The following is an 18,466-nucleotide window of genomic DNA, read 5'->3' as shown; positions in this document are numbered from 1 at the left end:
GAACCAGGAGAGCTGCAATTAAAATTGTTATTATGGTTTTCTTTATTCTTTTCCCCCTGAATATTAAAAATAATTATGTACACCAAGGAAACACATATTGATTTCTAGCTTATTTAATTTATTTCATTCATTTCCTTGGTTAAATTATGATTTATAATGATTAAAGTAGGCTCTCCATAAATACACTTTGAGTTTTAACAACTATATAGAAATTGAATCCGTTGTCCTATTTGTCTCTTTATCATTTTTTAATCTGTGAAACACAAAAGCTGCATGGACTCCTCGAGAATAAACAGTGATAAACAAGGCCATCATGATTAATCTGCCAGTCCAGAAGCCTGCAGTTGCATTTTGAATTGAAAACAACATGATAATTTGAGCCAATAAATACATAACGAGCAGCCCAACTGCGGCAGTCCTGCTTTTTTTCACAAACAGCCATACCACCAAAATGAGACCAACTATTAAATCAATAAAGCTCCATATATTCAAACCAGGAATAATAGACTGTCCTATCGCCATGGTAATAACAACTAGCAAAAGTTGTATCCCCAGACTTATTGAGGCGATAATCCCCATTAAATTCACTCGTTTCTTCGCATCTACTTTGTTCAAAGCACTAACTCCTTATTAATCTATTCTTTTTATCCCTACCAAGATTAAGTATTTCAACCTACTAATATTACTTATTTTGGAAATTAATTTTTACTAAAAAGAGCTTGAACTGATTTATTCAAGCTCCCGTATTTTCTTTCATCTGAATCTGATGAATATGGTTCTTTCTCATATAGGGCAATGCTATTCCCACCACAACTGCTGTCAAAGGAAGACCGCCATCCCCTGCCAGCCATTCTATAATAGACACTGGTACATATATCACGTAGAAGAAAATCATCAGGAATAAATAAAAAATTCTCCAGCTTTTTTCTTTTATGGCCATTTTAAAACCACCTTTGATCAGTTATAGATATTTTCCAAGTACTTTAATTTCGGTCCATACCCTTTTTGAGGAATTTTCCGTTCAAAGTATTCTACGAATTTATTATCATTGATGCTTTCAAAAGTAGCTGTAGATTTCACTTCCACTCTCCAATCATCCTCTGACAGTTTCACTTCGGTTTCTTCAGAATTAGCTCCGTTTGCATTAATCATTGATTGAGCTGCACTTTTAACTTTGTTCTCTATAGAAATTTGAGAAAAGTGGTCTTTAAATGTCTTTTTCAGTTGAGGATGTTCTTCCAATTCCTTAGTCAATACTTCATTCAAAGCATTTAAATATGCAATATCAGAAGACTGACCTGAATTTTCAAACTCAGTTTGTTTATCTTCTACTTGTTCTTGAATTGATTTCCCTAAATCTAAGACTTTCTGTGCAGTTGAGAAGGGGCTTCTATCAAATTCCTCAATGGTTTTGGTCGTTTCAGTGATATATACCGATGTCCCCGCAAATGCTGCTTGTTCCACTGAATTATCAGCCTGTGCCTGGACTATATATACCTTCGAAACATTAGCTACAATTAAAAATACAATTGCCACGATTCCAAACAACCATAAAATAAAGAAGATGGAATTTCCCTTTTCATTATTGATATACTTCTTCATTTTACAAGCACCTGACCTACAGCTGACTGATCAAACGAAAGGGCTGTTTTATCTTTCCATTGCTTCGGGATGAACACAAGTGGATGGTCAACTGATACATTCATTTCAAATTTCCCGTTAGCATCCATTGGGGAGATAGTAACCCCTTTGTATGAGATTACTGAACTTGATCCAAGTGCATTTTTTACCGTATTTTCAGCTTCTATACTGTCTTTAGTAGCTGAATAAGTCTTGGCTCCTTCATTTACAGCTGTTTTAACAGTATAAACAGCATAACCAGTGGCTACGACTTGCCATAAAAGCAGGAAGAACATAAAGAAGAAAGGTAGAATACCTAAAAACTCAAACGTAAGAGCACCATTTTCGTTTTTCATTCTCTTAGAAAAGAGTTTACTCATTTTTAACCTCTCCCAAATTCTTCAATCTTATTAATCTTGAATTGTAAATACCAAACGTGAAATAAAACCAATAATACAGGTTTTATTTCTACATCCTGACTGTTCATTTCTATAACTTCCTTAGTTCTAAAAGCAGAGTAATACAATAAGCCTAAGAAGTAATACGATAATATCAGGTTGATGGATTCAATGGTAGTTTCTCCATAAGGTGTTAGGAATGCTCCCCCAATGAAGTTAATGACCAATGAAAGAATCAAATATATTGCACAAACAATCCACCACTTATAGGGAATTTTATCTTCGGATGTAATATTGTTGATCTCTTTTTTTCTATTAATAAACCAAAAAGCCAAATAAGTCCCGCCAGTTATTACAGTTAAAAACACCGTAAGAAAAACATTTACTTTTTTCATTGGTTTTTTAGACATACAATTCTTCTCCTCCGTTTTTATATTTTAATGTCAAGTAAATATAGATAAGAGGGAAAAGAGCCGCGTTGATCAATGACCTGGAAATAACGTAAACATAGAAGTTATTATCAAACGAGCTTAAGAGAAAAGTGATGCCCGACCATGCTAAAAGATTAATACTAAGAATAATAAGCAAATCTATCAGTATGAAGAAGTTCTCTTTAATCAACACGTTGCCAATTCTCTTGAAAATATGCGAAACTTTCTTTTGATCTATAAATAGTGGAAATAAGATAAGAAGAATTACACAAATGATAGAGGGGACTATTAGTACAATCCCCCAAACGGCAATAGTAAAAAGAGCTAAAGTAAATAATATAATCATCCCAAAACCATTAACAAACTCTTTAATTAATTCCCTAAGTGTACTAGATTCTTCGTCATTCACCTCTGATAAAGCAATTCTAATAAATGGCGGATAAAGCAAGGTGAAATTAATCAATGTGATTAAGGCTGCATAGATATTAGCATACTGAGTGTCCACCTCTTGAAATACATAAAAAATTGCCTGAAAGCAAAATATTGAAACTGGAACAACGAGAACCAGTCCTAATAGAATTATTTTAAGGAGATTCCGATTATAAATATCTAAGCTATCCTTAAACATTTTCTCTACCTAACTTTCTATATACTATTTTCACAACAAATAACGCAGCTATAAGTGATAAGGAAGTACTTAACAATAGATTATTATTAATTTGCACCGGATCAGCCAGAACATAGACATTAAACATGTAGTAAGCAGCAAAATAGTTCAAGACGGTTAATGATACACTTCCCAAAAAAGCTGCAGCATAAGGGGTATGCTTATTTTTGAGTGGTGCTACAATTCCTATAACTACATTGGAAAATAAAAATAGGAAGTAAATGATTACCGGCAGTGACGGCATATTAAACAAACCGATAATAAACGAAATGATAATAGTAAATAGCAAAGTAATACCGACTGCTTGAAGCAGTCCTTTTAAACTAAACATAAAATACAACCCCTTATGCATAAAAATTATTTGTTTAATTCATTCATTCTTTCTGGTGTTATAAGAAGAATGGGAGCAATGAAAAGAAAAAACACAGCTCCAAAGAATAGAAAGATAGAGATTGTAAACGCATCAGGATTCGCGCTTAGGTTCGCATTTAGAAATAATATTGTGCCAAAAACTATAATAAGGGGGACAGTAATCATGTAGACACGTCCCAGGGCAGATTTAGTAGGGTTTTGTACTCCTCTGGCAATTCTTTCAGATATAAAATAAGGGATCGCTGCCATAGCTATAAGGAAAAATAATGCTATCCAAAAAATAAAACTATCAGCAAACACCCTAAATAACGGAATTGAAAAAAAGACCGATAACGCTACTAACATAAAATATGATAGTAGCGAAAAATACCTCTTGCTGTTTTGACGGTTATACCTCCACAGCAAGTAGAAAACAAAGCCAATTGTTAATGAGAGAACCACATTAAACCCTAACAATGTCCAATTTTCTTCAGGAACAAAACTACACAAAAATCCCATCAAGAGTAAGAGAAATGTAGTTTGGACTATTCTACTCTTCTTAAACGATACAACTTCTTTAGCCAAATAAACCACCTATCCTTTTAAAAGCAGATGAAACACCATCAGATACAGCTTTCGCCCCTTTTTTAGCTAAATCAACCCCACCATCATAGGCATTTTTAATTAATTTAGTAGCCCCTGCTTTAAGCCTTCTTCCAGTAGCTGTGCCGTTAATTAAGTAAGTGGTAGTTAACCCTGCTCCTAATCCCACAATTGCTCCTACGGCCGTTCCAACAACCGGAACAGCTGAGCCTGCCAGTGCACCAGCAGCCATACTAGAAGCAACACTGCCAATAGCTGTAGATCCAACGCCTATTGCAACATCAGTAGTAAGAGTTGCTGCAAAATCTGTACTTCCTATTCCTTTTGATCGTTTGATCGGATCATCGCCAAATCCATAATCGTAAATTGAATTAAACGAAGATAAAACTGCATTTACAGGCCCACCCAGCTTTAATGAATTACTAAATTTCCAAAAACTCTTAGAGGCGGGATTCCATGATTCGTTAAGGGACTTTACTAATGAATTTTTTGTATTACCCCAAAAGCCTGCGCCCCCACCAATCGATTTACTTTCAAAGAAACTGTCAAACCTAGATTTTCCAATATGTCTTGAATTGGGACCAAAGTGTGCTTCATTCCCATCAAATTTATACGTTTTATATCTTTGATAAAACCAATCTGAAATTTTATTGTTTAACTTATTCTTTCCATAAACGGAGTATTTTCCGTTGCCTAAGTCTTTAAAATTAAAACCTGCATAATAAGAGGCGCCGGCTTGCGCAATTTTGTCAAAAACACTTAGTCCGTACCTTTTGTAGTCTTTAAGAAGACCTACCATAACTCCCGCTGGACCTCTATTGGTATCGGTGCTACTAACAAACAAATTTAATACAGATGGATTAGATTCGTCGGCAGTACCTTCGGAAGTTTTCCCTTCTCCGTCAGGGTTTCCATTTTCCACAGAATTCCCACTTGCATCGGGATCTCCGCCTTCGAACCCTGTACCGTTTCCGTCCGGATCTCCACCTTCTACAGCATTTCCGTTACCGCTTGGATCTCCGCCTTCGACAGCCTTACCGTTTCCATCAGGATTACCGCCTTCAATAGTTTTACCATCTCCATTGGGGTCTCCTCCTTCAACGGCTTTACCATCTCCATTAGGGTCTCCTCCCTCAACGGCTTTACCGTTACTTCCTGGATCCCCGCCTTCAATAGCTTTACCATTACCATCCACGTTTCCTGAACTGGTTTCACCGGCTCCCGATGGATCTCCAGGGGAAATCGGGTCCCCAGGGGTAAAGCTATCTCCAATAAAAACAAAATTAGGAGGGAGCGGAGGAGCATTGGGAATGATGAAAGTTCCGTTAGTCAATGGGAAGTTTTCTAAAATCGGTGTCCCGGAGCTTATGTTCTTCCCATCATTATATGAATCTCCCGGAACTATTGCATCTCCCGGCTGATAGACATCACCTGGTACAAGAAAATCTCCTCCGCTAATAGGATCCCCTGGGCTGATTGCCTGGCCAGGTTTGATGGGTGTTCCTGGGGTGATAAACGAACCGGCCACACCAACCAGCGGGAATACATTCCAGAATAAAAGAATGCTAATTAACATCAAGCTGAATAGTTTTGTGCTATTTACTTTTTTCATATAATCACCCCAGTTCTATTGACTATTAAGTTGATACTTCTCTTCCAGTGCTTTTTTCGCTTCTTGATAGTTCTTTTCGTTTAATACCTTCAATTGATTTTTAAATTCATCAATCTCTCCACTGATCCACTTATGGTACTCATTGTTCTTATTTTGTAAATAATCCCTTGATTCTTTACTCATATAATCAAATTCAGTGAAAGTTGAGAGTAATAAATTAATCTGAACTCTTTCATCTGTTGCCTTTACATCTTCCTTGGTTATATATTCGAAGATATCCAAACTGTTTTGGACTTCTTTCAGTTCGATTGATTCCTCACCTTTTTCTTTCCATTTATCCCATGCTTCCGCAACATTATTTATTTTTTTAAGTTCTGCCTTTAGCCCTGCTTGATCTTCAACATTAGAATAAATCCCCTCAGTCGTATCAGCAATTTCCTTTAGCTGCCTTTGACCTTCACCGTCTACATCAAAACCAATCACATTGATAATAGGGTTTAAATTGGAATCATACAGATCTTTTGCCGCCTCTACCGGGTCCTGGTCACACGTTTCAATCCCATCACTTACAAGGTAAACAATATTCGTATTGTTCTCTCCATTAAACTTTGATAAATCTTTTTGAGCTTCTTTTAGAGCAAGAGAGATTGGTGTCCATCCTGTCGGCTTCACTTGGTCCAGAGCTGTTTGAAATTTGGCAGTTTCATAGGTGTTTATTGGATATACGATTTCAGAACTTTTACAAGAGAGTTCTTTATCAGAATCTGCATTGCTTCCCTTATGTCCGTATACCCTCATCCCTACTTTTGTTCCTTCTGGCAGCTCTTTTACAAAATTCAGGATTTCTTCTTTGGCTGACTCCATCTTCGTATTATTACCTGCGTTTTGAGCCATACTCCCTGAAGCATCAAGAATAATCTCAACATTAAGATTTTCTTTGAATTGGTAACGTGAGTCTTCAATTTCTGGATTCCCAAAAGACTGAAACTTTAGCTGTTTCATCATTTCTTCCGGGCCCTTAAAGTCTCTTTGAACCATACTTAGTAATTCTTGATAATAATAATCAAGTTCCTCTTCTGATGGGTTATTTTTAACATCAGGCAAGCCTTTAAATCGTTCCACTGCTTTTTCTTTATCTTCTTGCGTTAATAAGGGAATATGCTTGGATTCTTCACCAACAGGCATTTCTTCCAATTCTTCATAAGAAGACGGCAGTGGTTTGACATCTAACTTAACTTCTTCCTTATTCTTTTCAGTGTTTTTTTCTTCATTATTGTCTTTAGTAGATTCATCATTTGTTTGTTCTACCTTCTGAGATGCAGTATCTGCTTTTTCATTCTCTTCATTTCCACAACCGATAATAAATATCGATACCCCTAGTACTACAGGCAGTATTCTCTTTAAGTACATTTTTCTGCCTCCTAATTATTGTGAATTAGCCTACCATGTCAGTGATTTTTTGGAAGATGTTACTGATTATCGTTGTAATGCTTCCTTTGCTATCACTTACTGCAGTAGAAACAATTCCTAATACCAGGATCAGTAATGCAGCGAGCCCAAGCCATTCAAGTGACTGTGCACCTCTTTCATTTTTCACCGGTGTTGTTAATTTTACATATAGAGCTGTTAATTTGTTCATCATGATTTTTTCTCTCCTTAAGTTGTTTTATTTTTTATTTACTGAAACATCTGTAGGATGTTTCGGTTTTCACTAAACATATTTATAATCATTAAACCGCCAATAAGTATTAGGGCTGATGGAAGAACGAGAAAGGTTGTTATAAGCGTTACTTTCGGTGATGCTTTCGCCGCTTTTTCTTTGATCATTTCTTTCTTGATTTTTCTCATTTCCTCAGCTTGCAGTTTAAATGTTTTTGAAATTGGAACACCAAGGCGTTCGCCTTGAATCAATGATTTAATAAGGAGCTGGAACTCCCTGCTGTCGTTCCGTTCCAAGAGAGTTTGATATGCTTCTCCCCTGGGAACCCCTACACTTAATTCTTGGATGAACCGACCAAATTCTTCTTTGATTGGTCCTTCAAAATAGGGTACTATATCTTGCAAAGCCTGATTTAGCCCTACTCCTGCTTGAAGTGTGACACTCATCGTGTCAAGGAAGTCAGGAAGCTGGAATGAAAGATCTTCCTGTCTCTTCTTGGCTTTACCATTTAACCAGAGAATTGCCCCTCCATAACCTGCAATGGGATAAAGGATAACAGCGACTTGCGAAAACGGCAGCTGCAAAACCAGGCATATTCCACCTATTATCAGTCCGATTACCAGAAAGAACATCTTTAACCCCTGGAATCTCTCAACAGTCAATCCGTATGGATGTCCCGCTTTGATTAATAGCTTATTAATTTCGTGATCTTCACTGAAAAAATTAACCCGCTGACCGATTGCTGTGAAATCATCCGCATACCCAAAGATTTTGGTTAAGATCTTTTCTTTTCTAGTAGCTTTTTTTTCGAAAGAATTATAGATATAGGTTTTTTGAGCTACTTCTTTTTTCAATTCGTTTTTTGTCACTATATAAGAATAGAAGCTTTTTAAGCTTAGGCCTAAAAATAATAGAGTCAGTACTAAAAAAATTACGATTAATCCATCCATGCCATCACACCCTAATGTTGGTAACCTTTCGCACTAAGAAGAATGTCAAAAAGGTCCCTCCTATGAATAGGAGCAAAAGTATAACACCTAGACCTGTAAATAACGGATCAAGGAAACCCTCAATGATGTTATTCATCATTAAAACAAGAAATATTGGAATGACAGGGACGATATATGCTACATATCTTTGTTCCGCAGTCATTGTTTTGATTTCCTGCATCAGGATCTTCCTTTCTTCCAGTGTCTGACCCATTTCATCCAGCACAGAAAATAAATTACCCCCTGCCTTTTTTTGAATGAGTATGGTAGCGACAAATAACTTGAATTCTCGATTATCGATCCTTTTCTCCATAGATCTGATTGCAGTGTTGAAATCAATACCTAATGAAATTTCTTGAGCCAGTCGTTTAAATTCACTCTTTGCAGGTTCACTTATTTCTTGAGCTGCAAGCTGGACACCCTGATTAAGAGTCATCCCCGACCTTGTTGCGTTTGCAAGAAGCCTGCATATTTCCGGTAATTGCTGGGCAAGACGCTGCTTTATTATATTTTTCCTTAATAAGAAGACAAGCCTCTTTCCGCCCTCAAGAAACATAAGCGATACGAAAATGCTAATAAGAAAATTAAGGTTAAAGAAGTTGCCAAGTACGATAACAAACCCCATAGCGGCTACTACCTGTGCTCCAAAGTACTCAGATGGCGTCAATGGAATATTGGCAGATCTTAACTTTTCATAAATGGGTTTGGCTGTCTCTGTACGATCAAATCGGTCTCCCAAAAGTACAATGTAACTTTTTCTCTTCTCGCCATTACTATAAAAGTCGTGAACTTGCTTCCTCCACTCCCGCTTTTCTTTCCTGTACTCGAGGAAAAAATTCAATGCAATTATAAATACCAATGTAGCCAGAGTAGTGACTAAAGCTGCAATCAAGTGCTCACCTCCTCATATAGAGGGCTAAAGGCAGATTCGGATATTTCATTCCCAAATACCTTCAAACGCTCTAGACATTTCGGAACATAACCAGTAGCTGTATAGTATCCTTCGATCGTGCCATCTTTTTTCATAGCTGTACGTTTATAGGTGAAGATTTCTTTCATTTCATGACTTCCATCCGCATTTTTCATAACTTCTGAGATTGAAATAATCTTCCTGGTACCATCCGTTAGACGAGTTGCTTGTACGATGATATCCAAAGCACCGACTATATATTCTCTGACAATATGAGAAGGAAGGTCCATCCCCGCCATCACGACCATGGCTTCCACACGTCGAAGCGCATCCTCAGGTGAATTGGCATGGACTGTAGTAATGGAACCTTCATGACCGGTGTTCATGGCCTGAAGCATGTCAAAGGCTTCCCCGCTTCGTACCTCTCCTACGATAATACGGTCGGGTCTCATACGAAGAGCATTTTTCACCAAGTTCCTGATAGAAACCTCTCCTCTTCCTTCTACATTTTCAGGTCTTGCTTCCATCCCTACTACATTCGGTCTATCCAGCCTTAACTCTGCAGAATCCTCTATCGTTATGACGCGTTCTCCAAATGGTATAGAAGCAGCTAAGACATTAAGTATCGTGGTTTTACCTGATCCTGTCCCCCCCGATATCAATGTATTTAATTTGGATTTAACTACGGCATCAAGAAACTTAGACATATTGGAATTTAACGTGTTGAAGTTAAGCAGATCATCCATTTTGAACGGTTCAGCTCTGAATTTCCTTATGGAAACCAACGTACCGTTTAAACTAATCGGAGGTATGACAGCATTCACCCTGCTTCCATCTGGTAACCTTGCATCTACCATTGGTGAGCTTTCATCAATTCTCCTGCCAAGAGGTGCAACAATACGGTCTACTACGTGCCTAACATGTTCATCATCCCTGAACTTCACATGACTGATTTCTAGCTTACCTAGCCTCTCAACATAGATTTCTTCATATCCATTAATTAAGATTTCTGTAATCGTTTCATCATTAATCAGAGGCTCTAGAGGCCCGTATCCCACAGACTCATCTAAAATTCTAGATATTAGTAACTCTTTGTCATTCCGTGAAATAATCACTCTTTCTTCCGACATGAATTGTGATACAAGTTGTTCAATCTTTAGTCTCATCTCACCTTGAGTGAGTTGTGTTAGGGCTTCGAGGTTTGTATCTCTTAATAACCTGGATTTATAATGCTCTACAAGATCATCCACCAGGTGATTCTCATATTCATAGGAAGTCGGTCGATTCTTACTCATTTTTTCTTTTCGTTTATCAAATAGAGACGACATCGTTTCCCTCCTAGTTTAAGACTGACTTAGCAAACTTTCTGACATCCTTAGCAAAAGGAATAAGTCGCTTCTCCTTAGGAGACTTTCTGATTGGTTCTCCTTTATTTACATATGGCTGCAGCCCTTTTAGATCTCTGCGAATGGATGCTGAAATCGGGAATCTCAAGATATCCTTTAAATCACCTTCTTGAAGTTCGTTTTCTTTAGAAACTTCATTAAGAATGATTTCCATACGCGACTGCAGATCGATCCCCAGCCTGGTACATAATTCTTCATAGTGCTTTAACACCTTCAACGAGGATGTTTCCGGATAAAGTACATAATATATTTTGTCTGATTCTTCTAAGGTGGTGACCATTAAATTATTCACTTCGGAAGGTAGATCGATAATAACGTAATCAAACGATCTTCGACATGTTCTTAATAACTTAGCAATAAATTGTTCATCCAGCGTTTCCCCTACTTCCGCATCACAAGGGCTGACCAGGATTTCCATTTGAGAGTGAGATTCAGTTTGAGAAACGTTTCTTACGTGGTTCTCATTCAGCTCATTTATAACCGGTGACAAATCTGCTATTGACCGGTTCGATTCGATGGACATGATGGTCTCTATCCCCCCATATTGAAAATTAAAATCAAGCAGAATGACCTCTGCTGCTGATTCAAGCTTTAAGGTTTGCGCAAATGTCGAGGAGATAACGGATTTTCCGCTCCCCCCTTTAGCACTATAAAAGGAAAAGATTTGACCCCTTCCTTTTCCAAAGACCACTTGCTTATCTTCTTGACTGCTTTGTTTCAATGCGTAATTTTTCTTAATCGTCGGAAACCTGCTCAAGAAGAGAGACATCTCATCCGGTAAGACGAAGAAATCCTCCGCTCCTGCTCTTGTTACATTTCTCAAAACCGTAATTTCTGAACTTACAGCCAGAAAGATCACATACGTAGTAGGGTTAACCGTTTTAATATATTGAATCAACTCTACTGAATTATCATTATCTGACTGAACAAACACAATGATATCCCTGGTCTGTCTGTTCACTTCCCTTACAGTATCTTCCGGACTGATAACTGTTACGGTACTCTCTTCCTGTTCTAATGTATTGAGTATTTGGTTTGTAATGATTTCATCTTCACTAACTAGTAGAATATCAAGATTCTTTTCCATTTGTTGTATCTCCTTGATTTGATTCTTTTGGTTTATCCTGACTAGCTGGTTTATCTTCTTTTTTCGTTTCCTCTTTTGGTTTTTCCTCAGGTTTGGCTTCAGAAGTAGTTTCTGTCTGAGCCGGTTCTGATTCTTTTCCTACATTTGCTTTTAATATCCTTATATGTTCGGCATAGTTTTGTACATGGATTAATTCAGACGCTTTTTCTTTCGGTACTACCACGGCAACCCCGGCAAAACTTTTTTCATCACCTTCAGCGTAAGAGACGGGAACGTCCTCCATAAATAATTCTGTTTTTCTTTCGCCATTAACCTCTCTGGACACTATGATGTCAATTCTATCTAAGGCTGCTATTACTTGATCAAATTGAATTTTGTCATTCCTATAAATAGCTACTACTCTATCGTTTTCATTATTTAGATTTGAGGCAGGTTTAATCATATTTGTTGTAATAATGTCTCCATCACTTAGAGGGACTACAGAAACCCTATCTTTTAATTCAAGCTTTCCTGTAACATGGGATTCTGTTACGAATTTATTCGGTATTTCCATTGCTTGAATTTGGTTTTCCTTTATCAAAGTTCTTGAAGGTATGTCTCCTTTTGCAACATACACCTTAGTCATTCCGCCCAGTTCGGAATTAAGATCTTTTACCTTGTCATAAACTAAGTAACCAGCTACAAGCGCTAAAAGAAAAGCTAAAAATAAAAATATAAATGCCCTTTTTTTGGACTCAATCATTCCATCTTCACTCCATTGTCCGAGTTATTAACTACATTCTTACAAGTATGGTTCTAGCTATTAAATTCATCATTCCATCGCCTCAAACAAACTCTCCCTCTCACTCTTCACTTTCTAGTTCTTCAGTGAAATCGTCTTTCTTTTGCCAGGACATCCCCCTGCTGTTGAAGGGTCTACGGATCTGTTAGTGATTTCGATTCCACTGGAGGCCAATGAACGAACAGCTGATCAATAGTGATGCCAATCTCCTCATATGCTTCTCTCTCCTTTGGTCTGGATGATTTACATTCTGCTTGCTTATGTATCCATTCAAATCCTTTTCACTAGACCTATATACGAATGAAAAATAAACATGATGTCAATTCCACCCATAAATGATACAAATGTATCACTTTTCAATATTTTGGAATTTAATCAACTCTTATTTACCACCAATTTCAGGTTTAAAAACCTGATTGTCATATTTTGTTCATGATTTTTTCCTATATATTAATTATCACCCCATACTACTAACGTCAATGACCGCAGGGATTTGTCGAATCCTGTCTGTTATTTTAGAACTATACACACAAGCGAAAAGCACAGGATATAAGGCATTAAGTTCCGTGCCAAAAGTTTCAACAGATATAAATCAACAGTCGAAGCAGAGGTAAAAATGGTAAGTTTTAGGTGATTTATTACAAATGTTAAATTTAGTAGGTAATTGTAATTATTTGTGAAGGGGTGTCTGTTTAAATACCCCGCCCCATAAAAAGAGCTCCCCGTCTTTTGACGAGGAGCATTTCTTTCTTATTTAAGGAGTTTTTCAATCTCATCCAGCAATGCTTCAGGGGAAACGGCCGGTTCTCCCCCGCCCTGGATAAAGTCTTCTTTCCCTCCACCTTTTCCGTTGATCAGGGCGAAGATTTCGGGAGCGAGTTCTTTTAGGTTTTGGTCCGCTTGCTTCCCTTTCGCTCCGACAACTTGAAGTTTGTCATCATTTTGGACTGCAAGGAATACAACCGCTTCTTCTTTTTCGGCTATGACCTGGCGGGCAAGTTGTTGAAGCTCTTGGATGGGGCGGTTCTGATAGGACCCTTTAATGAATCCGGTGCCCTCTGCAAGCGGGATTACTTTACCGCAAAGTTCTGCCGCTTCATACTTTATCAGTTCCTGTTTCAATTCGTCCATCTGCTTTTCTTGCAGTTTGACTTTATCGATCAGCTGACGGGCTGCGTCTTTCATTTTTTCTTGAGGGGATTGAAGCAGGGCTGTCAGATCCTTTAGTACTTCATTCTTTTGATGAAGCTGTTCCAGGACCCGGTCTCCACACACGAACTGGAGACGTATGTGTCCTTTATGCTTTTCCCAATCGAGGATTTTAACGGCCCCCACTTCTGAAGTTGAGCGGGGATGTGTGCCCCCGCAGCCGTTGTAATCAAAGTCCGGAATGATGACCAGCCGTACATCATCGGATACGGCAAGCGCCTTACGTAATGGATATGCAGCCGCTTCTTCTGCCGTCATCCATTTCGTTTCGATCGGCCTTGCTTCCCTGATCACGAGGTTGGCCAATTTTTCTGCTTTAAGTGCATCTTCCCCAGAGATTTTTTCGACGGCGAGATCGATGGTCAGGATGTCTTTTCCCAAATGAAAGCTGATCGTTTCATATCCGAGCTCTTCTGCAAAAGCTGCGGATAGAATATGCTGTCCGGCATGCTGCTGCATATGATCAAACCGTCTCTTCCAATCCACTTTCCCCATGGCCGCTTCAGGAAGTTCTTCAAACGGCCTTTCTATATAATGCCGGATTTCCCCGGCAGCCTCTTCTACATCTAGCACCTTGATACCGTTAAGGCTTCCCTCATCATACGGCTGTCCCCCGCCAGTCGGGTAGAAAGCTGTCTGCTCCAATACAACATACCAGCGGCCGTCTTCTTCCTGCCCTTGATGGTGGATGGTTGTCCCAAATGTTGTCAGGTACGCATCTTCGTAATATAACTTTGTCGTCATTGGATTCCCTTTCCTCTCCTTTTTCTATTACTTTATCATATCCAACACCAAGGGCCCGCACACAAACACCCAGTCCTTCATAAAATATCAGGAATTCAAGTGGGAAGAATGCGTCATTCCTGTGATATCAATGTGAAAAGGTGAGAATATGAATCTGGGCAAAAACATGATCATGACCATCGTCTCTGTCTTTATCATCCTTTATTTAGGGACACTGATTTATTTTCTTAAGGATGGAAGCGATGAAACAAGAAAATCCGCCGGAATGAATCCTTCAACTGGGCAATCCAATGCAACCATCACCATTCATACCAATGTACAAAATAATATTTACGGAAACTCCAATGTGGAAACCACCATTGTGAATGACATGACCAGTGATACGGATTATGACATACAAAATGAGATCGACAACCAGGCAGAAGGCAGTGGGAAATCGACGTTCTCTAACTCGATTGATAACCAATTTGAAGGAAAGGCAGAAGGCACACTTTCCAATACCCTTAAAAACTACCTAAACGGAAGCGGAAGCTACGGTTTGGATAACAACGTACTGAACAATCTTGGAGTCAATGTGGATGTGAAGGTCACCAATGATGTAGGGAACGTAACCAGCGGCCGTAATAACGGCGGGGGAGAGGATGGAAACGGTGGCGATGGAAGTGATGGCAATCAGGATCCAAACCCGGAAGTCGTCTGGGGTATCGATTCTGCCAGTGAAACGACGGAAGGGTTCTATGCATGCGTGAGGGATAATTTCGGTGACCCGGAAGTGTTCGGACGCTACATCAAAACACGGGATGGGGTCTCGATCGGCTTATCCCCTGAACAGGTAGAACTAATCCATTCCAAAGGGGATACGATCCTTCCCATCTATAATAATTTCAGTGATGCGACCGGATTTGAAAATGGCGTGAATCAAGCGAAGGCTGCCATCCAGGCTGCTGATGAGCTGGGGATCCCGGAAGGTGTCGCGTTATTTGCAGATATTGAACCGACCTATCCGGTGGATTCAGAGTTTATCCGGGGCTGGTATGAAACAATAGCTTCTTCTAAATATGAATCTGGTATTTATGGAATATTCGATACGGAAAGAGCTCTCTTTAAAGAATACAATCAAGCGGTGGAAAGCAATAATGATATTTTGAAAGAGAACTATATTTGGACGTCTTCACCGAGTGTGGGAATCACCACCCAGGCTGATGCTCCTGATTTTGCCCCTGAAGCCCCTGACAACTCTCTTGCTCTCGGCTGGCAGTACGGCATCGATGCCGAGGCATGTAATATCGATACGAATTTGTTCGATGAGGATTTGCTCGAGGTCCTTTGGCAGCCATAACTTCTTGGGCTCCAATAAAAAATAAATGCAGCTGACCTTTATAAGGTTAGCTGCATTTATTTTTCCACGTTTTCATGACTTTATCATACAACTGTTATTTCAAAGTCTCTTAACCCTCTTCTTAAAGCAATGTAGTAAAAATAACCAATCTGTTTATTCTATCAATTATTGTTTATACTCTTTTAAAGAAGGAGGTGTCCAAAATGTTGAAAGAGTTTAAGAAGTTTGCCCTAAAAGGAAATGTAATCGATTTAGCCGTCGCAGTGGTCATTGCTGCTGCATTCGGGAAGATTGTATCCGCGTTAGTGGACTACATCATCATGCCGCTGGTAGGTACACTCCTTGGAGGCATCAGCTTTGAACATTTAACGGCTACAGTTGGGGATGCAGTGATCGAATATGGACTATTCATTCAAGCAATTGTTGATTTCATTATAATCGCCCTATCCCTATTCGTATTCATCCAGGCATTCAATCGTTTAAAACGAAAAGAAGAAATTGCTGAAAAAGCACCCGTGGTAGATCCGAAAGTTGAACTTTTGACGGAGATCCGCGATTTACTGAAGAAATAAAGAAAAAGGCTTTCCACATTCTAAGAATGAAGGAATGCCTTTTTCTTTGACTAATAGGATATCCCCGTACGAGTATGTGTCTTTTCAAATTCGGCCGGATCCGGGTCAAAATATTTCTCATTAAAATCCGCTACAAACTTATCATCCTTGATGTAGCCGGAGCCCCAAGTCGGATCCATCGTCAGCCATTTACCGTCCACTTTTGCTTCGACCCAGGCATGCCGCTGCGGCCACCATCCGCCCCGGGCCATCCCTTCAACGAATCTCGCTTCAATGTCACTTGCCCTTAAGAGCGCGATGGCAAGATAAGCATAGTCCTGGCATACGCCCGTTTCCTCGTCGAGCGTTTTCATGGCACTATCATCCCACTCGAATTCTTCATTTTCAAGCTTTTCTACATCATAGCTGACATTCTTCGCTGTGTAATCATAGATTGCCTTCACTTTTTCACGGTCTGTCTTCTTCCCGGCTGTCAGCTTTTGAGCTAATTCTTCAATTGTTGGATGATCAGATTCCACGCCTCTTGAAGGCAGGAGATCCCTTTTATCTTCACCGGTCGATTCCACTTCGAACTTGGCAAAGCCGTAGAACCTGAAGGAATCACTGTTTTCTTCCTTGATTTCCGGTACACTCAAGGTCACCTCGTATGTACCGGGACCAAATCGGAGGTAGAAGGAATCATCGAATGTGAAGTCTTCCACAGGAATGACGTCAAGCGCTTCATCCTCTCCTTTTTTCGTCTTGATATAGATATGATCGGTTTCCGGACCGAACTCGGCTTTCGGATCGATTGTCCCTTTTACCGTGTACAATCCATCTGTCTCTTCCCCTCCATATTGCGGGGATTCCAAGGTGACCCCACGCTCCATGTAGGTCTCGGAGTATTCAACCGGACTCATCATTCGTTCAGACTCGTTATCGATTAAAATCGTTGTTGCTGTCTGATAGTAATTCTCCCGCTCCTCATCAGGAACAAGCACTTCAAGCTCATGAACCCCTTTTCCATAAAATAAAGGCACGTCATAGGAGAATGTTCCATCTTTAACAGGAATGACATGCGTCCATGTTTCACTGTCCTTTTTCAACTTCAGCATGATGGTATCGCTATCCGTCAACTGGCCCGCCTTACCTTGCAGGGCGAACACTTCACTTTCCTTCGTATAACTGGAATCGAGACTCACATTCAATTCGGCATCCCTGCCAAACGGAGTATATGTCACGTCCCGCTTCATTTCAGGGTTTACATTATGGACGATAAAGGAGGCCGTGTCATAAAAATAATTCTCTTGATCCTTACTTGGCAGCTGCACCTTCACGCTGTATTCTCCCTCGCCGTTGAAGAAATGGATCGATTGCTTGAACTTGCCATCCCCGATTGGCGTGTAATATTCAAGCTGGTCGCCAGCCGGTCCTTCCTCCGTTGAGCGAACCTTGATCCAGGCATAGTCCGATTTCAATCCGGAATGCTTCTCGATAGCCCCTTTGATCACCACTTCCCCATTCGCGGCGAATTCCTTGTGTGAAGGCTCCTCCATGGTCGCACCTATTTCCTCGCTGTAGGAGGTCAGCTCGATCGGTTCGAGCTCAAACTCACCGTTTTTCTCTTTCACGAGCTTTTCGTATTTATCTTCTTCTTTCGTCTCTTCTTTTTCAGCTTTCGTATCAGCCGAACTGCTGCATGCGGACAGGGACAGCAAACCGGTCATAAAACAAAGCATTATGAAAGCTATTGGATTGTTACGTTTCATAAGATTCTCCCCCAGGCTTATTAATCATCTCCGTTTTGCATCATCTCTCATATGTACGTTTTATACATTTTTTGGTTCCTGATTCTTTTTTCCCATTTTACCTTATTCTTCAAACCTGAATTTTCGGAAAATAAACCTTGATCACCGCAGTTGATTTCTGTGCAAGACTCGCTTGTGCTTAGTGGCGATCCAATTCCTTAAAAAGAATGGCAATCCTTAAAAGAACACAATCGGAAATTATTTATAAAAAGCAAGGGAAAGGCAGAGGAAAAGTAAAGTTAGATTTTTATTTTCTAGTAAAAAATAAGAAATGAAAAAAAGAAGCTTCCCATTAGTTTG

20 protein-coding genes are annotated in these 18,466 nt (G+C 39.4%); 2 read left to right on the top strand and 18 right to left on the bottom strand.

The window, feature by feature from the left end; genetic code table 11:
- Positions 1–201 precede the first annotated feature (201 nt).
- The 17 genes from HWX64_RS01100 to HWX64_RS01020 all read right to left on the bottom strand — a co-directional run bounded on the left by HWX64_RS01100 (position 202) and on the right by HWX64_RS01020 (position 14,468).
- The gene (locus tag HWX64_RS01100) at positions 202–615 is read right to left on the bottom strand and encodes a hypothetical protein (protein ID WP_175986549.1); all 414 of its coding nucleotides are present in this window, start codon (positions 613–615) and stop codon (positions 202–204) included.
- Between the two features lie 118 nt (positions 616–733).
- The gene (locus tag HWX64_RS01095) at positions 734–940 is read right to left on the bottom strand and encodes a hypothetical protein (protein WP_175986547.1); all 207 of its coding nucleotides are present in this window, start codon (positions 938–940) and stop codon (positions 734–736) included.
- A gap of 17 nt (positions 941–957) precedes the next feature.
- The gene (locus HWX64_RS01090) at positions 958–1,602 is read right to left on the bottom strand and encodes a hypothetical protein (RefSeq protein ID WP_175986546.1); all 645 of its coding nucleotides are present in this window, start codon (positions 1,600–1,602) and stop codon (positions 958–960) included.
- Positions 1,599–2,000 carry a pilus assembly protein gene (locus tag HWX64_RS01085; RefSeq protein ID WP_175986544.1) on the bottom strand — a complete coding sequence of 134 codons (402 nt, stop codon included), beginning with the start codon at positions 1,998–2,000 and terminating at the stop codon, positions 1,599–1,601. The genes HWX64_RS01090 and HWX64_RS01085 overlap by 4 nt, the downstream gene beginning before the upstream one ends.
- Positions 2,001–2,002: 2 nt before the next feature.
- Positions 2,003–2,428 carry a hypothetical protein gene (locus HWX64_RS01080; RefSeq protein WP_175986542.1) on the bottom strand — a complete coding sequence of 142 codons (426 nt, stop codon included), beginning with the start codon at positions 2,426–2,428 and terminating at the stop codon, positions 2,003–2,005.
- Positions 2,421–3,077 carry a hypothetical protein gene (locus tag HWX64_RS01075; protein ID WP_175986541.1) on the bottom strand — a complete coding sequence of 219 codons (657 nt, stop codon included), beginning with the start codon at positions 3,075–3,077 and terminating at the stop codon, positions 2,421–2,423. Before HWX64_RS01075 ends, HWX64_RS01080 begins: the two co-directional genes overlap by 8 nt.
- Positions 3,070–3,447 carry a hypothetical protein gene (locus HWX64_RS01070; RefSeq protein ID WP_175986539.1) on the bottom strand — a complete coding sequence of 126 codons (378 nt, stop codon included), beginning with the start codon at positions 3,445–3,447 and terminating at the stop codon, positions 3,070–3,072. Before HWX64_RS01070 ends, HWX64_RS01075 begins: the two co-directional genes overlap by 8 nt.
- A gap of 26 nt (positions 3,448–3,473) precedes the next feature.
- Positions 3,474–4,052 carry a hypothetical protein gene (locus HWX64_RS01065; RefSeq protein WP_175986538.1) on the bottom strand — a complete coding sequence of 193 codons (579 nt, stop codon included), beginning with the start codon at positions 4,050–4,052 and terminating at the stop codon, positions 3,474–3,476.
- Positions 4,045–5,682, bottom strand: coding sequence for a hypothetical protein (locus tag HWX64_RS01060; protein WP_175986536.1), 1,638 nt, complete (start codon positions 5,680–5,682; stop codon positions 4,045–4,047). Before HWX64_RS01060 ends, HWX64_RS01065 begins: the two co-directional genes overlap by 8 nt.
- A 15-nt stretch (positions 5,683–5,697) precedes the next feature.
- Positions 5,698–7,092, bottom strand: coding sequence for a VWA domain-containing protein (locus tag HWX64_RS01055; RefSeq protein WP_175986534.1), 1,395 nt, complete (start codon positions 7,090–7,092; stop codon positions 5,698–5,700).
- A 25-nt stretch (positions 7,093–7,117) separates the two neighbouring features.
- Positions 7,118–7,324, bottom strand: coding sequence for a hypothetical protein (locus HWX64_RS01050; protein ID WP_175986533.1), 207 nt, complete (start codon positions 7,322–7,324; stop codon positions 7,118–7,120).
- Between the two features lie 35 nt (positions 7,325–7,359).
- Positions 7,360–8,292: a type II secretion system F family protein gene (locus HWX64_RS01045; RefSeq protein WP_071617304.1), complete on the bottom strand. Its 933-nt coding sequence runs from the start codon at positions 8,290–8,292 to the stop codon at positions 7,360–7,362.
- 4 nt (positions 8,293–8,296) lie between these two features.
- Positions 8,297–9,223: a type II secretion system F family protein gene (locus HWX64_RS01040; RefSeq protein ID WP_175986531.1), complete on the bottom strand. Its 927-nt coding sequence runs from the start codon at positions 9,221–9,223 to the stop codon at positions 8,297–8,299.
- Positions 9,220–10,569, bottom strand: a complete 1,350-nt coding sequence (locus HWX64_RS01035; RefSeq protein WP_175986529.1) for a CpaF family protein — start codon at positions 10,567–10,569, stop codon at positions 9,220–9,222. The genes HWX64_RS01040 and HWX64_RS01035 overlap by 4 nt, the downstream gene beginning before the upstream one ends.
- 10 nt (positions 10,570–10,579) lie before the next feature.
- Positions 10,580–11,734, bottom strand: coding sequence for an AAA family ATPase (locus HWX64_RS01030; RefSeq protein ID WP_175986527.1), 1,155 nt, complete (start codon positions 11,732–11,734; stop codon positions 10,580–10,582).
- The gene (locus HWX64_RS01025; protein ID WP_175986526.1) at positions 11,718–12,476 is read right to left on the bottom strand and encodes a flagella basal body P-ring formation protein FlgA; all 759 of its coding nucleotides are present in this window, start codon (positions 12,474–12,476) and stop codon (positions 11,718–11,720) included. Before HWX64_RS01025 ends, HWX64_RS01030 begins: the two co-directional genes overlap by 17 nt.
- Positions 12,477–13,265: 789 nt before the next feature.
- Positions 13,266–14,468, bottom strand: a complete 1,203-nt coding sequence (locus tag HWX64_RS01020) for a DHHA1 domain-containing protein (protein WP_175986524.1) — start codon at positions 14,466–14,468, stop codon at positions 13,266–13,268.
- Positions 14,469–14,616: 148 nt separating this feature from the next.
- Between HWX64_RS01020 and HWX64_RS01015 the strand changes: the two genes are divergently transcribed.
- Together HWX64_RS01015 and mscL are read left to right on the top strand one after the other, a co-directional pair.
- On the top strand, positions 14,617–15,807 hold the full coding sequence (locus HWX64_RS01015; RefSeq protein WP_175986522.1) for a glycoside hydrolase domain-containing protein: 1,191 nt from the start codon (positions 14,617–14,619) through the stop codon (positions 15,805–15,807).
- Between the two features lie 203 nt (positions 15,808–16,010).
- Positions 16,011–16,379 (top strand): large-conductance mechanosensitive channel protein MscL, encoded by a 369-nt coding sequence (gene mscL / locus HWX64_RS01010; RefSeq protein WP_175986521.1) that lies wholly within the window; start codon positions 16,011–16,013, stop codon positions 16,377–16,379.
- Positions 16,380–16,429: 50 nt separating this feature from the next.
- Here mscL and HWX64_RS01005 read toward each other — a convergent pair whose 3' ends face one another.
- Positions 16,430–18,127, bottom strand: coding sequence for a transglutaminase domain-containing protein (locus HWX64_RS01005; RefSeq protein ID WP_175986519.1), 1,698 nt, complete (start codon positions 18,125–18,127; stop codon positions 16,430–16,432).
- Positions 18,128–18,466 lie beyond the last annotated feature (339 nt).

It is taken from the genome of Bacillus sp. Marseille-Q1617, assembly GCF_903645295.1.
Taxonomy (GTDB): Bacteria; Bacillota; Bacilli; order Bacillales; family Bacillaceae_B; genus Rossellomorea.
The sequence above is the reverse complement of the archived record's forward strand: the minus strand, read 5'-3'. Positions and strand labels throughout refer to the sequence as shown.